Consider the following 13,991-nt stretch of genomic DNA (forward strand, 5'->3'; position numbering starts at 1 on the left):
ACTAATGGCTTCAAGGCCCATTGGGCCAAGAGATCTTCCGGTTTTAAGACAAGCTGCAGAAGGTAATATGTAAGGCTGCAAAAGGCGCTTCCCATAAGCTGCTTCCTGGATTTCTGGTGAGCGGGATGAAGGGAACGTATATTTTCCTCCCTAAGCCTTTAATACCATTTACTTGAGTCTTAAGTATCCTCTAAGATAGGTAATAAACTTGGTGGATGTCGACCGTTGTCCAATTTTGTAGTAACCGCATACAAAGCTAACTAGCCTTACGGACCCATTCCCTAGGGTATAAATGAGGTGAACGCATTGCAGCAATGGCTTGGGAAATCATTAAAGCATAAATTATCGCTGCTTATCATTATTACGACGATGGTTCCTTTGCTGTTTCTCGGCTTTTTCTCTTTTAACATGGCGGAAAGCCTGACGGAGGAGAAGGCCAAAATTACGGGCATGAACACCTTGCGCCAGCTTGAAGCGTATCTCGATACGATGGTGAAGGATGTTGAGAACATGTCGCTGTTTTTGATCGGCCATAACGGAGTGCAGTCCTATCTGAAGTCGTCCGAGAGCAATTACGTTCAGCAGACGACCGTCATCAACTTTTTGACCAATCTGGCGTTTTCCAAAGACTACATCGCCAACATTATCGTGGAGCCGCTCGGCAATAAGGATCCGATCTCCCATAAATCGCTGGTGCGATCCGAGTTCAAGGACATTACGGAGGAGATTCCGGATTATTACGCGCAGCATCCGAAATGGTGGTCTTTCGTCCACCGGCAGTGGACTTTTGAAGGAGTCAGGAAGGTGATCACCCTGGCGAGGCCGATCCGCAGCACGGACAAGTACAAGCCGATCGGCAATTTGCAGATCAACCTCGATCAAGCGGTCATCGCGAACCAATTCCGGCAGGCGGTGCTGGAGAAGAGCGGCTTCGTGCTGCTTCTGGACGAGCAGAACCGGATCATCGTCGGCCCGCCGGATATGGAGACCAATCTGACGCTTTCGGATTACTACCCTTCCATCGGCGAATTTGAAGGCGTCAGCGGCAGCATGGATTACGGCAAGGATGAAGACAAGAAGACCATCCTATATAAAAAAATGTCCAGCGTGAACTGGAAGCTCGTCGGCATCATCCCGTCGCAGGAATACCGCTCGCAGAACCAATACTTCTTGAAGCTAACGGCGGTGGCGGTCACCGTGGCCGTCGTGTTCGTGATCGTGCTCGTCTTGTTTCTGATCCAGAAAATTACGAACCCGCTGTCCGTGCTCGCGAAGTTCCTGAAAAACTCCAGTCCCGAGGAGCCGCTGCCGGCCCTCCCGGTCAAAACGGTTGACGAGGTCGGCCAGCTGATCATCAGTTATAACCGTCTGAGCTCGCGGATTGTGAAGCTGACCGATGAGGTAAAGCTGAGCGAGTCGCTGAAGAAGGAAGCGGACATGCACGCGCTGCAGGTACAGATCAATCCGCATTTCCTTTACAATACGCTATCCTCCATCCACTGGCTGGCCCTGATGAACCAGGATGTAAAGATTGCCGAGATGGTGGGCTCGCTCAGCGACTTTTTGCGGTTCAGCCTGAACAACGGCCAGGAATACTGCACGATTCAGCAAGAGATCATGCATGTCCGCCATTATGTGAATATTCAGAAGATCAGGTACCCGGACAAGTTCGAGTTTGACGTCCGCGTGGAGGAGAGCTTGTATAACCAGACGATGCTGAAGCTGCTGCTGCAGCCCCTCGTGGAAAACTCCATGCTGCATGGTATTTTGAGCCGGGACGGCCTAGGGATGATTACGATTTACGGGGAGCGCGTACCGGGCGGTATTCGCTTCACCGTGGAGGATGACGGAATCGGGATGTCCCCGGATCGCCTCAGATGGCTGCAGGAGCAATTGACGGAGCATCCGCAGCAGCAAGAACGGGAGAAAGCCGAGCGCGGGAGCTACGGGCTGCGCAATGTGCATAAACGGCTTCTTCTCCATTACGGGCGGGATGCCGGCTTGGAGATCGAAAGCACCGAAGGTGCCGGAACCCGGGTCCTGTTTACGATACCGGATACGATGGATGACACCGGCCATGAAGGAAATAACAAAGGGGATGACAAACCTTGAAGGTATTGATCGTTGATGATGAAGTGATCATTCGCAATGGCCTGAGCACGGTGATTCAATGGGCGGAGCATGGCTATACTGTGCTTCCCCCCGCGGCTTCGGCTGAGGAAGCCCTTCAGCGGCTTCCGCTCGAGATGCCGGATATTATATTTACCGACATTCGGATGACGGGCGCAAGCGGGCTCGATCTGGCTCATGAGGTACGGCAGCATTTTCCCGAGATCGAGATCATTATCATCTCCGGCTATGACGAGTTCGTTTATGCCCAGCAGGCGATGCGGGAGGGGGTCAGCGATTATTTGCTCAAGACGAGCAGGCCGACCGAAATCATCGAGGCTGCCAATCAGGCGAGGGCACGGATTGAAGCGCGCAGGCAGCATCACGCCAAGGGCATGGAGCAGGAAGCCGCCGTTAACCGCAGCTTTCTGCGAAGGGTGCTTGCAACGGGCTCTTCGCCCGATGAAGCGAGCATAGCTGAGTTGTGGAACCGATATCCCCAGCTTCGCATCGAAGCGGGCAAGTCGCTTCAAATTTGGCTGCTGTCCATTCAGGCGATGGAGCAAGGGGACGAAGCATCCCGGCCAACCGAATGCAACGCATCCCTAGGCTCCGTCCTCGCCGAAGAGCTGCCCTGCGCGTGGATTGAATGGAACGGCGCGCTGCTTGTGCTTGCTAGAACCGAGCCAGGCTTCCCGGACCGGGTGAACGCCGCCGTCCGAGCGTGGGAGACCCGGCACGGCTGCCGGGTCTTAGCCGCAAGCGGCCGGCCCGTTCATGAGGCCTCGGAGCTGCATATTGCCGTGGCTTCGGCGGAGGAGGCTGCCTCCTATGCATGGCTGCTGGGGCATGAGCGGAGCATCCGCTTTGAGGACATCTCCGGCCGTAAAGGGATCCGGACCGTATGCACGCAGGACGAGGAAGCGGAGCTCGCTTCGCTGCTTCGTTCCGGCCAGGAGCCGGCTCTGTATGCCTGGATCGGGCGTTTGCTCGAGCGGATTTCAAGCGATCCGGACGCAACCCCGGGATCGGTGCAGGCATATCTGCATTCCCTGCTCATCTATGCGCAGCGCTGGCTTGAACGCGCGGCGGACTCGATCGGGTATTCCAGCCCGCTGGCTTCGGAGGAGCCGATCCATTTCGGGGAGTTGAAGATTTCGCCGGAGAGCGTGCTGACCCGTTATCTCGGGCTGATCATGAAGCAGTACGGTGAAATGGTATCGGCGACGACACCGGTTCAACGGGCGATCGCCTATATTCACGAGCATTTGGGCCAAAGCCTGTCGCTCCAGCAGGTTGCCCGCCATGTGCACATGAATCCGAACTATTTCAGCGAGATGTTCAAGAAGGAAACCGGTCAAAATTATATTGAATTCGTCACCCAGGCGAAGCTGCGGAAGGCCATGGTGCTGCTTCGGGAGACACCGGCCAAAATCAGCGAAATTGCCAATGAAATCGGCTATGAGGACATCAAGTACTTTAACCGGCTGTTTAAGAAATGGACCGGACAGACCCCGTCGGAATATCGGGCAAATCCTGAATTTTGTCCCTCTATGGACTGAAGTATATCCCCTATGTAAGCGCTATATCCTCTTTTATACTAAAGACGATCATCAAGAGATTAACCCATCCGAACGATTATAAAAGGGGGATTTAACTATGAGACCAGGAAGAAAAATAGGTCTAGTCCTGCTGGCCATGTCTCTGCTCCTGGCCGCTTGCGGCGGCGGAAAGAGCAGTGAGAAGGCCGGCGAGAGCACGAACGGCTCGGAGAAGGTAAAGCTGACGATCTGGCACAACTTTGCCGGTGACGACCTGCGGGCGAAGGCCGTTCGCAGCTATATCGATCAGTTCGCACAGGATCATCCGGAGGTTACGCTGGACGCACAGGCGATCCCGCCGGACGGCTATCGCCAGCGCTTGAGCACGGTGGCTGCCGCCAACGAAATGCCGGACGTATTCTTCGTCTATGCCGGAAGCCAATCGTCCGAGCTGCATCAAGCGAAGCTGCTCCAGCCGATTACGGAAGTGCTGGATGCGCATCCGGAATGGAAAGAGAAGTTCCTCCCTGGCGCATTCGATCCATTCGAATTTGAAGAAGGCCAGATATATTCCGCTCCGCTCGGAATGTCGGCGACATCGATCCTGTATTACAACAAGGCGCTCTTTGAGAAGCACAACGTGAAGGTGCCAACGACGTGGGATGAAATGATGACCGCGATCAAGACGTTCAACGACAACGGAATCACGCCGATTGCGCTTGGCAACAAGGCGCCGTGGGTAGCCCAGTCGACGATTCTCGGCTCGCTTGCGGACCGGGTAACGGGTACGGAATGGTTCAAGAATGCCGCTGCCCAGCAGGGAGCGAAATTCACCGATCCGGAATTCATCGAGGCGCTTGGCTATTTCAAGCAGCTCGTGGATAACAAGGCGTTCCAAGAAGGCGCGAACAGCATTGATAACACGCAAGCCGAGCAGTACTTCATTCAAGGCAATGCAGCGATGATGATCAGCGGTGCTTGGACCTTGACGAATCTTGCGGCATCTTCTACGGAAGAGCAAATGAAGGACATTGAAGTAACCACATTGCCGGCGATTTCAGGCGGCAAAGGCGAAGCGAACACCATTTCCGGCGGCGCCGGCGGCGGACTTGCGCTCAGCAGCAGAACCGAGGGCAAAGCGAAGGAGCTCGCACTGGAGCTGATCTACACCGTGAGCGGACCGGAAGCCCAGAAATCCATTGCCGAGAGCAATTCCATGGTTATGTACGATGCCGAGATCGACCAATCCAAAGTAACTTCCCTTTACTACAAGGCGTACAACCTTGTGAAATCGACGGGAATCACGCCGGTATACGATGCTTATCTGTCTGCAGAAGCAGCTGAAGTCATCAACAACGGTCTGCAAGAAATTATGATGGGCGGCTCCGTTGAAGATGTGGCTAAGAAGCTGCAGGATGCGCAAGCCAGATCCGCTACTCCGTAAATTGTCAGCCCTGAACATGCTTAAGGATAAGGATAGGAGGAGGAGGCTGCCATGCCTACAGCGATGAGAAGCAAAGGATTTATAGCCATAGCGCTTCTTCCTGCGCTTCTGTTGTTTCTGATATTTGTCATCATCCCGGTGTTCTGGTCGGCCTATTACGGATTTTTCAGCTGGAAAGGGTTTGGTGAAGCCACGTTTATCGGACTTGATAATTATAAAGAGATGTTCAAGGATCCGATCTTCTGGCGCGCTCTTCGCAACAACTTGATCCTGGTCGTGTCCTCGATTATCGGTCAGGTGCCCATCGCGTTGGTTCTGGCGATCGTCCTGTTTAAAAATTCGCTCTTCAGCCGGTTCATCCGTTCGGCCGTATTTATGCCGATGGTTCTTTCCACGGTGGTTGTCGGCCTCATCTGGGGGTACATCTACCACCCGCAGTTCGGAATTGCAAACCACGTGCTGGAAATGCTCGGATTGGAATCGTGGACCCGGGCCTGGCTGTCGGATCCGAAGGTGAATATGCTGGCGATTTCGATTCCGATCAACTGGGCCAACGTCGGCCCGTATCTGGTCATCTTTATCGCAGCGCTGCAAAACATCTCCCCGGAGATTCATGACGCAGCCAAAATCGACGGATCCTCGGGCTGGAACAAGCTGAGAAACATTACGCTGCCGATGATCTGGAGCACGGTCGTCGTTACCATCGTGCTCTGCATCTCGGGAAGCTTGAAGGCGTTCGACCACGTTATCGTCATGACGGGCGGCGGACCGGCGCAATCGACGGAGCTGCTTGCCACCTACATGTACAACAGCACGTTCAGCGTCTATCGTTACGGTTACGGCTCGGCCGTATCCACCATGATCATGATTGTCAGCGCGATCCTGATCGCCATCAACTATTTTGCAACGCGCAGAAAGTCAAGTTAACAGGAAGGAGTGAGCGACATGAATTTACAGACAACCGGTATCGGAAGCGCTTCGGGAAAAAGAACGATCATGAAGGGATTATCCGGGTTCGTCAAACTGCTGCTGCTTGGTTACGCCATTCTTACGCTCTACCCCCTGTACTGGCTTTTTACGAGCGCGTTTAAATCCAATCAGGATTTCTTTACCAATCCTTACGGCCTGCCGAAGGAATGGATGTCAGAGAACATATTCCGGGCGTGGGAGCTTGGAAATATGGGCCGCGCGATGCTGAATTCGACCGTGGTGACCATTATATCCGTCGCCCTGACGATTCTGCTCAGCGTTCTTGCTGCCTATGTGCTGTCCAGATTCCAGTTCCCGTTCAAAAAGGCCGTCGTGGTTCTGTTCACGACAGGCCTGCTGATCCCGATTCACAGCACGCTTGTACCGCTGTTCATTATGATGAAGAACATCGGCCTGCTCGATACGTACGGGGCGCTCATTCTTCCCTACACGGCGTTCGAGCTGCCGATCGCAATCTTCCTGTCGATGGCTTATATGTCATCGATTCCAAGGGAGATCGAGGAAGCGGCCATGATCGACGGCAGCGGCTGGTGGGGAATCTTCGGCAGAATGATTCTTCCGCTCTGTATGCCGATCGTGGCAACCATTTCGATTCTGGCGTTCCTGCGGTTCTGGAACGATTTCTCCTTCGCGCTCGTCTTTATCAATACCCAAGCGCTGAAGACGCTGCCTCTCAGTCTGTCGCTCTTCTCGGACGGCTTCGGTACGGATTATGCGTTGACGATGGGAGCTATGGCCATCGCGGTCATTCCGACCATTGTCGCTTACCTGATCCTGCAGGAGCAGATCATGAAGGGCATGGTGGCCGGCTCGATTAAAGGTTAAGTCAGCTGCAAGGGAAATTAACAAACTGTACCGTATAGCGGGAATACAGTCGATGGATTCAGGAAGTTCCACTTCATATGCATCTTGAAAACCCTCTACCGATTCATTCGGAAGAGGGTTTTTGTTGATGGCGGTGGATTCAACGTGTTAATTTTAAAAAAATTCATGCACGATTTTCGGCGATGTCATGCTTGCAGAAGAAATATAATGAGAACAAATGGCGGTGCCTGGATTACCCCAAAGCAGCTCACAACATGAACCACGGTCGCACATGGCGTGCCAACAAAGGATACGGGAGGAATTTTGCATGATATCAGCCTCGAATCAACAGGAATATTACCAGGCGCTGCTGGAGAAGAAGTCGGAATACGAGGGCGTCTTTTATGTAGGCGTTAAGACAACCGGCGTATTCTGCCGCCCGACATGCCCGGCAAGGAAGCCGAAAATCGAGAACTGCGAATTTTTTGGGACGGCCGAAGAAGCGCTGCTTGCTTCCTACAGGCCCTGCAAACGATGCCGGCCGCTTTCGCATCCCAATCAGGTGTCCGACCTGGTTCGGCTGCTTGTAGACGCGGTGGAGGCAAACCCGGAGAAGAGATGGACCAACCAGGACTTTCAGGAGCTGTCGGTGGATGCCTCAACGGCGAGGCGCCAATTCAAAAAGCGGTTCGGGATGACCTTTGTCGAATATGCAAGGGCACGGCGGATGGGGCTTGCCTTGAAGCAGATTCGGGAGGGACATGCCGTCATCGATGCCCAGCTGACGATCGGTTACGAGTCCAGCAGCGGGTTTCGGGATGCCTTTTCCCGGATTATGGGCGCAGCGCCTACCCGGTCAGGCCATCACCGTGTTCTAAGAGCTTCCTGGCTGGACACGCGCCTCGGGCCGATGATCGCGATTGCGGACGAGGAAGCGTTATATTTGCTTGAATTCGTTGATCGCAGAGGGCTGGAGCGCGAGGTTGAACGACTTCGGCGGAGAACCCGTTCGGCAATCATTCCGGGTTGCACCGCCCCCCTCCGTTCGATTGAGCGTGAGTTGGGCGAGTATTTTGACGGGAAATTAACGGTGTTTCAAACCCCTCTGCGCATGTTGGGATCTCCGTTTCAAACCGAAGTCTGGAGTCGGTTATTACAGATTCCTACCGGTCAAACGTCTTCGTATGGCGAAATCGCGGCAACGATGGGAAAGCCAACCGCGTACCGTGCTGTTGCTCAGGCGAATGGGGCGAATCAGCTCGCGATTGTCATACCCTGTCATCGCGTGATCAATGCGAATGGTGAATTGGGCGGGTACGGCGGGGGATTGTCGCGCAAGCAGTGGCTGTTAAACCATGAGAGGGCGATGGGGGCCGGAGCTGATAATTAGACTTAAGTCGTAGGGAATGGTCTTAGCTCGGGCCGGACTTTTTTTGTATCGATTAAGTAGTCGTTCGTATGATGTATTCAGATGGAAGGTCTTTAAAATAAAGAGCATAGCTTCCACTATCGGAGAAGGGAGACTGATCATCGTGATGGATCAAGAGCGATTACCCCAATGGGTCACCAATTATCTGAACTATATTCAAGTTCCGTTAAAGGAGCCTTCCTATGCGTATTTAACTGAAATCTGCACGGCGCATCATAACCGGATTCCGTTTGAGAATATCAGTACACTCCTTCGATTCCATGAGTATCATCAAACAGGAAGCCTCCAGGAAGATGCAAAGCGGTTCGTGGATCAGCTGCTGCAGTTCAATATGGGGGGGACCTGCTACATGATCAACAGCAGCCTTCAACAGTTGTTGACACAGCTTGGTTTCCGCAGCCGCTACACGTTGCTTGGAGGCGGGCATGTCGGATTGCTCGTTCAGCTTCCTGATGAGGAGGAAGAGGTCTATGTGGATTGCGGGAATGCAGCACCATTCTTTCAGCCGGTTCGATTGATGAGCGAGCCCGATTACGTGTCTGCGTATGCCGGTATTGAAGTAAGATTACGCCCAGCCGGCGAACCGGGAACCTATGCGTATTACCGGTATGTCGACGGCAAGCTGCAAACGGATCTCTTGTGGACCTTCGATACGAGAAAAACCTATCAATTTGATGATTTCCAGCCTGCGATACGGCAATATTTCAAGCCGGATGATATGTTTACTTCGACCTTGCGCTGCCAGCTTTGGCAGCTGGATCAGCAGCGTTCGCTGTCCTTGGTCAACAATGGTTTGAGCATCCGGTATATCGATGGAACGGTCGAGAAGCGGGTATTGTCGGATCTTGGAGAATTACGTGAAGTCATCAATCAAGAATTCAAACTCCCCAAGCTGCCGGTAGAAGAGGCGGTTAATGTTCTCCGGCAGCTCGGGGTGGATATATGGAAGGAATAATGATGCCTCTTTTCATAGAAGCGAAATCCCATAGGCCGCCGCCAGTTGGTTGAAGAATACTCATGGGCTGCCGTCAGTAAGTTGAAGAATACTCATGGGCTGCCGCCATTGGTTGAAGAATGCTCATAGGCCGCGTATTCGTTGAAGAATACACTCAAATGAGGCGCTCAGGACTCGCCGGGACGGTGGCAGCTTCCCGGAATTTAACCGGCGACATGCCGTAGTTGGCGCGGAAGACGCGGTGGAAGTAGGAATAGCTGGCGAACCCCGAGGTTTCCGCGATTTCCTCCAGCGTCATCGTGCTGTATTTGATCCGCTCAACGGCCGCGTTGAGGCGGATTTCCAAAGCATATTGAATCATCGTCTTGCCGTAATACTCCTTGAACAGCTTGACTGCCCGCGACAGGCTCAGGCCGACGTGCTTTGCCGCATCCTCCAGCTTAAAGGTAACCGTGGCATGCTCCTCCACAAACCGCTTCAGCCGGAGGGCTGTAAAGGCGAGGCGGTCGGCCGGCTTCGTCTCGGTAATGGCGCGATCCAGGCTGAGGCACAGCCCGCGCAGCAGGTAGCCTGTCATTTCATCGTTTTCCCCGTCCATTCCGCGCCGTTTCTCCAAGAGGAGATGTCTCCATAGTCCAAGCAGATGATCGTCCAGCCCGATCCGGCTGACGACCGGGCGCTGTATCCGGCCCCACCATTCATCGATCCATGCCCCATCGCAAAATATGAAATAATCCCCGCTGGACACGCGGCCTTCCCCGCCGCCGTCCTTGACACGCAGCTCGTACTCGTCGCCGGGCTTCAGCAGCAGCAGATCTCCCCCCTGCACATGGTGCACGATTCCGTTGCAGTACACCTCACAGGATCCTTCCGTCTGCAGACGAAACAAATAGTTCGTCAAGCCGCCCCGATGGCTGTTGCTGAATTGCTGGAAGTGGTACGAATAGTCGCAGATCAGCAGTCTTGCATCCATAATGGCCAAAACCTCCAGTGAAAAATATAAGCAGATAGTTCATGTTGCAGCCATATTGTTTATGTTCATTTTAGCCCATTTCCTTGTATGATAGTAGCAGATTGAGCATTAACCCAAATTTTGAATCGAGGTGCGCCAAACATGAGAAGAATGAATATCGGTTTGCAAATGTACACGCTGCGCGACGAGACGGCACAGGATTTCCGCGGTACGCTCCGCAAGGTGGCGGAATTGGGTTATGAGGGTGTTGAATTTGCAGGCTACGGAGACATTCCCGCCGAAGAAATGAAAACGCTTCTTCAAGAGCTCGGACTGAAAGCGATCGGCAGCCACGTCGGTCTGCATCTGCTGCGCGAGGATCTGCAGAAGGAGATCGATTACCTGAAGACGATCGGCGCGAAATATATGATGTGTCCATACGTTGCTCCGGAGGACCGCGAGAATGCCGAGGATTGGAAGAAGCTGTTCGCGTTCTTGGAAGAGGTAGGGGCTGAAGCCCGCAAGCAGGGTCTTATCTTCGGTTATCACAACCATGCATTTGAATTTGAAGATAAAGTGGATGGAGCGTTCGTATTTGATGCCATGTATGCGGCAACCTCACCTGAAGCTGTGCAAGTGGAAATGGACGTATGCTGGGTACAATTTGCCGGTCAGGACCCGCTTGCCTATATTCCGAAATATGCTGGCCGTCTGCCGCTTCTCCATCTGAAGGACTTCAGCAAGGATGCCGAGGGGAACATGAAGACGCTGGAGCTTAGCCAGGGCGACGTAAACCTGCCGGGCGTCATTCAGGCTGCATCCGATGCAGGCACGGAATGGCTGATCGTTGAGCAGGACGTATGCCAGAATCCGCCGCTCCAAAGCGTGGAGAACAGCATGAACTGGCTGAAGCAGAACTATTTGAACCAATTTTAATTAATTCGTACCTGAGAACGAGGAAAAGGAGAATTGTTCATGAGCAAAATTAGAGTAGCTGTATTCGGCTGCGGCGCGATCGCCCAGCGCAGACATATTCCTGAGTATGCCAACAATGAGAACGTGGAGCTGGTAGCCTTCGCCGATCCGGTGAAGGAGCGTGCCGAAGAAATGGCGGCCCAGTACGGCGGTACGGCGTACACGGACTACCAGGAGTTGCTGAAGAATGAAAAGCTGGATGCCGTAAGCGTATGTACACCAAACTACCTGCATGCGCCAATGACGATCGCGGCAGCTAATGCCGGCCTGCATGTGCTGGTCGAGAAGCCGATGGCTTCCAATGCCGAAGAAGGGGAGCAGATGATCGAGGCTGCCCGCAAGAACGGCGTTTATCTGATGGTCGGACACAACCAGCGCCTGATGCCTCCGCATGTGAAGGCGAAGGAAATTCTGGACTCCGGCAAGCTCGGTAAAGTGCTGACCTTCCGTACATCCTTCGGTCATGGCGGTCCGGAGGGATGGAGCTTGGACGGACGCGACAGCTGGTTCTTCCGCAAGGAGGAAGCGGTTATGGGCGCCATGGGCGACCTCGGCGTGCACAAATCCGACTTCATCCGTTACTTGCTGAACGATGAAATCGTGGAAGTTGCCGGCTTCATCGGCACAGTTCATAAAGAAGGCACCGACGTGGACGACAATGCGACTTGTATCGTGCGCATGAAGAGCGGGGCCGTAGGCACCTTGATGGCGAGCTGGACGCATTACCGGGCCGGCGACAACGGCACCGTGCTCTGGTGCGAGAAGGGTGCCATGAAGATCGGTACGGTTCATGGCGACGAAGTGATCGTCGAGCTGACCGACGGCACGGTTGAGACATATAAAGTCGGTGCGATGGCAACGAACGAGAAGCAGGTGCCGAGCGGCGTTATCGACGAGTTCGTGGAGTGCATCCTGACCAATACGCCTCCGCGGATTTCCGGCGAAGAAGGTCTCCGTTCGCTCAACGTAATTCTGGGCGCGTTCGAATCCCAGGCTACCGGCAAAATCGTGAAGCTGTAATAAGTTCATAAGAGAGGGGAGCCGTATCATACGGCTCCCCTAATTACATTTTAGAACGGATAAATTGGAGGTGATGCTTCCTTATCATTCGGTAGATAACCGGAAACTATCAGCGGTACGTCGGATAAATAATGCCGATATCCCGCTCGGTCGTCAGGATTCCATCCTGGTAGCGCTGCTGTTCATTACCCTTGATCTCGACGGCTATTGACCGGCCGTCGTAATGCAACATTCCCGTTACGGTTCGTACACTCATGCCTACAATCCCTTCCAGTTTTCCGGCGGTGTCGGTGATAAGCCGGATCCCGGACGGAGCCTGAATGTGAACCGCTCCGTCTCGGAGGATCGTCATGGTATCCGAACCATTCGTCAGCTCGAAACGCATGCCGTTCACTATCCGGGTATAAGCTGTACTGCCTGCGATTTCCTCTCCATGATCCATGGCTGCCGGCAGAAGGCCGGTGAACCATAGACGTTCTCCGTCTTTAGGCAGGATTCCGCATAGCCGCTCCACGTAATCCATTAGGCAGAGGATGGCGGGCGAGTAAGTCTCCGTAAAACCCTCCTGACCGGTCCACGGACTCAAAGCCTGCGGGAAGCGTTCGGCTCTGGCGAGGGCGGACAGGATCGGCTGCATGACCCAAGTCAGCTCGACATAACGGTGATGCGCTTCGAACGCATGCGGCGCGCGGATCAGGCTCAGGAAGTTGGATGGTCCGCCCCAGCTGTTATAAGTAGAGAACGGATCAAAACGTGGATCGTCCATGGCCAAGGAGGTGAAAGGGTACTTGGCAAAAAATTTGCTCGTATTAAGGAGATAACGCTCCAGCATGGTATCAAACAAGGACCGGTCGCCGACTTCGCAGGCCATGACCCGCAGCAGAACGTCGGACTGGACCCGTACGAAACGGCCGTTTCGGTCCAGGTCATAGAAGAACATATCCTCTTCGTCGTAGCAATAGCGGAAGAGACTGTCCAGGCTGGCCACGGCCTTCGCCCTCCAGCCTTCTCCGGATTGCCCGAGCTCCTCGGCGATCCGGGACAAATACAGCCGCTGGCAGTAGATGTTGGCCGTTAAATCCGGTGCCAGGAAGGGGAGGATCGGCGAATCCGGGTGGAAGGCCGCCGCATCGCTCCCGTAAGGTGTATCGGGTACATGCCAGAACCTTGGTGATAAGTCATGACCGGTATCGAAGGTGCTGAAGGCTTCGACGCAGCCTGTGCCCCGGGTGTTGCGGTTAAGCGCAATCCACTCGTCGTACCGGGCCATGGCCTGATACATCATGTCCAGGAAGGACCGGTCCCGGCCATGCAGACGGTAATGATTCCAAATGCAGCGTGCAAGCGGAGTGACCAGCTGGATCTGGCGGAAGGCCGGCCCGTTCTCGGTCAGCTTGTATGGAATTAAGCCGTCGTCCCGCTGGAAGTCGGCAAAGGCCAAATAAGTCGACTCGGCCACAGAGGGAAGAAAGCGGGACAACAGCTCGGCATTGATTGTCCCCGTGCTTTCCAGCCAGCACCCGAGATAGATGCCGCCCTCCTGGAGAATGGGATTGCGGCCCCTTATGGGGACGATGCAGCAAAGAAGCTTCTGCAGCGCGGCATAGTAAGCATCTTCCAGATTACCGCCGGAAGCGGCGAACCGGACGCCCGATTCCTGCCACTCGGCTAAGAGCAGCGGATCCTCCTGCTTGACCGGCCGCACCCGATCCTCAATCGACATCCGGCGCAGCTTCTCCATTGCATTTTCGTTCATGCTCTAAAGCCACCTC

11 protein-coding genes are annotated in these 13,991 nt (G+C 54.1%); 9 read left to right on the forward strand and 2 right to left on the reverse strand.

Going from position 1 to position 13,991, the window contains the following annotated elements; all coding sequences use genetic code 11:
* Positions 1-297 precede the first annotated feature (297 nt).
* The 7 genes from NST08_RS01920 (at position 298) to NST08_RS01950 (ending at position 9,272) form a co-directional block, all read left to right on the forward strand.
* A complete protein-coding gene (locus NST08_RS01920; RefSeq protein ID WP_341341396.1) occupies positions 298-2,112 on the forward strand; it encodes a sensor histidine kinase in 1,815 nt (604 codons plus the stop codon).
* Positions 2,109-3,671, forward strand: coding sequence for a response regulator transcription factor (locus tag NST08_RS01925; RefSeq protein WP_210094239.1), 1,563 nt, complete (start codon positions 2,109-2,111; stop codon positions 3,669-3,671). Before NST08_RS01920 ends, NST08_RS01925 begins: the two co-directional genes overlap by 4 nt.
* 97 nt (positions 3,672-3,768) lie before the next feature.
* Positions 3,769-5,094, forward strand: a complete 1,326-nt coding sequence (locus NST08_RS01930; protein WP_341341397.1) for an extracellular solute-binding protein — start codon at positions 3,769-3,771, stop codon at positions 5,092-5,094.
* Positions 5,095-5,145: 51 nt separating this feature from the next.
* A complete protein-coding gene (locus tag NST08_RS01935) occupies positions 5,146-6,021 on the forward strand; it encodes a carbohydrate ABC transporter permease (RefSeq protein WP_007130657.1) in 876 nt (291 codons plus the stop codon).
* Between the two features lie 18 nt (positions 6,022-6,039).
* A complete protein-coding gene (locus NST08_RS01940) occupies positions 6,040-6,909 on the forward strand; it encodes a carbohydrate ABC transporter permease (protein ID WP_210094238.1) in 870 nt (289 codons plus the stop codon).
* Positions 6,910-7,216: 307 nt separating this feature from the next.
* Positions 7,217-8,278 carry a bifunctional transcriptional activator/DNA repair enzyme AdaA gene (locus NST08_RS01945; protein WP_007130655.1) on the forward strand — a complete coding sequence of 354 codons (1,062 nt, stop codon included), beginning with the start codon at positions 7,217-7,219 and terminating at the stop codon, positions 8,276-8,278.
* A 145-nt stretch (positions 8,279-8,423) separates the two neighbouring features.
* A complete protein-coding gene (locus NST08_RS01950; RefSeq protein ID WP_040738813.1) occupies positions 8,424-9,272 on the forward strand; it encodes an arylamine N-acetyltransferase in 849 nt (282 codons plus the stop codon).
* A gap of 154 nt (positions 9,273-9,426) precedes the next feature.
* On the opposite strand, the gene NST08_RS01955 is transcribed toward NST08_RS01950, so the two are convergent.
* Positions 9,427-10,245 carry a helix-turn-helix domain-containing protein gene (locus NST08_RS01955; protein ID WP_007130653.1) on the reverse strand — a complete coding sequence of 273 codons (819 nt, stop codon included), beginning with the start codon at positions 10,243-10,245 and terminating at the stop codon, positions 9,427-9,429.
* Between the two features lie 141 nt (positions 10,246-10,386).
* Between NST08_RS01955 and NST08_RS01960 the strand changes: the two genes are divergently transcribed.
* On the forward strand, positions 10,387-11,160 hold the full coding sequence (locus NST08_RS01960) for a sugar phosphate isomerase/epimerase family protein (RefSeq protein WP_007130652.1): 774 nt from the start codon (positions 10,387-10,389) through the stop codon (positions 11,158-11,160).
* 39 nt (positions 11,161-11,199) lie between these two features.
* Positions 11,200-12,219, forward strand: coding sequence for a Gfo/Idh/MocA family protein (locus NST08_RS01965; protein WP_007130651.1), 1,020 nt, complete (start codon positions 11,200-11,202; stop codon positions 12,217-12,219).
* Positions 12,220-12,328: 109 nt separating this feature from the next.
* Here the strand turns inward: NST08_RS01965 and NST08_RS01970 are convergent, their stop codons facing one another.
* A complete protein-coding gene (locus tag NST08_RS01970; protein WP_007130650.1) occupies positions 12,329-13,975 on the reverse strand; it encodes an MGH1-like glycoside hydrolase domain-containing protein in 1,647 nt (548 codons plus the stop codon).
* Positions 13,976-13,991 lie beyond the last annotated feature (16 nt).

Source organism: Paenibacillus sp. FSL K6-1566 (assembly GCF_038050475.1).
Classification (GTDB): Bacteria; Bacillota; Bacilli; order Paenibacillales; family Paenibacillaceae; genus Paenibacillus_AQ; species Paenibacillus_AQ lactis.

Bases quoted from the DNA above. Each gene is read 5' to 3' on its own strand.
- NST08_RS01930 (WP_341341397.1), top strand. From the start codon at position 3,769: ATGAGACCAGGAAGAAAAATAGGTCTAGTCCTGCTGGCCATGTCTCTG.
- NST08_RS01935 (WP_007130657.1), top strand. From the start codon at position 5,146: ATGCCTACAGCGATGAGAAGCAAAGGATTTATAGCCATAGCGCTTCTT.
- NST08_RS01940 (WP_210094238.1), top strand. From the start codon at position 6,040: ATGAATTTACAGACAACCGGTATCGGAAGCGCTTCGGGAAAAAGAACG.
- NST08_RS01945 (WP_007130655.1), top strand. From the start codon at position 7,217: ATGATATCAGCCTCGAATCAACAGGAATATTACCAGGCGCTGCTGGAG.
- NST08_RS01950 (WP_040738813.1), top strand. From the start codon at position 8,424: ATGGATCAAGAGCGATTACCCCAATGGGTCACCAATTATCTGAACTAT.
- NST08_RS01955 (WP_007130653.1), bottom strand. From the start codon at position 10,245: ATGGATGCAAGACTGCTGATCTGCGACTATTCGTACCACTTCCAGCAA.
- NST08_RS01960 (WP_007130652.1), top strand. From the start codon at position 10,387: ATGAGAAGAATGAATATCGGTTTGCAAATGTACACGCTGCGCGACGAG.
- NST08_RS01965 (WP_007130651.1), top strand. From the start codon at position 11,200: ATGAGCAAAATTAGAGTAGCTGTATTCGGCTGCGGCGCGATCGCCCAG.
- NST08_RS01970 (WP_007130650.1), bottom strand. From the start codon at position 13,975: ATGAACGAAAATGCAATGGAGAAGCTGCGCCGGATGTCGATTGAGGAT.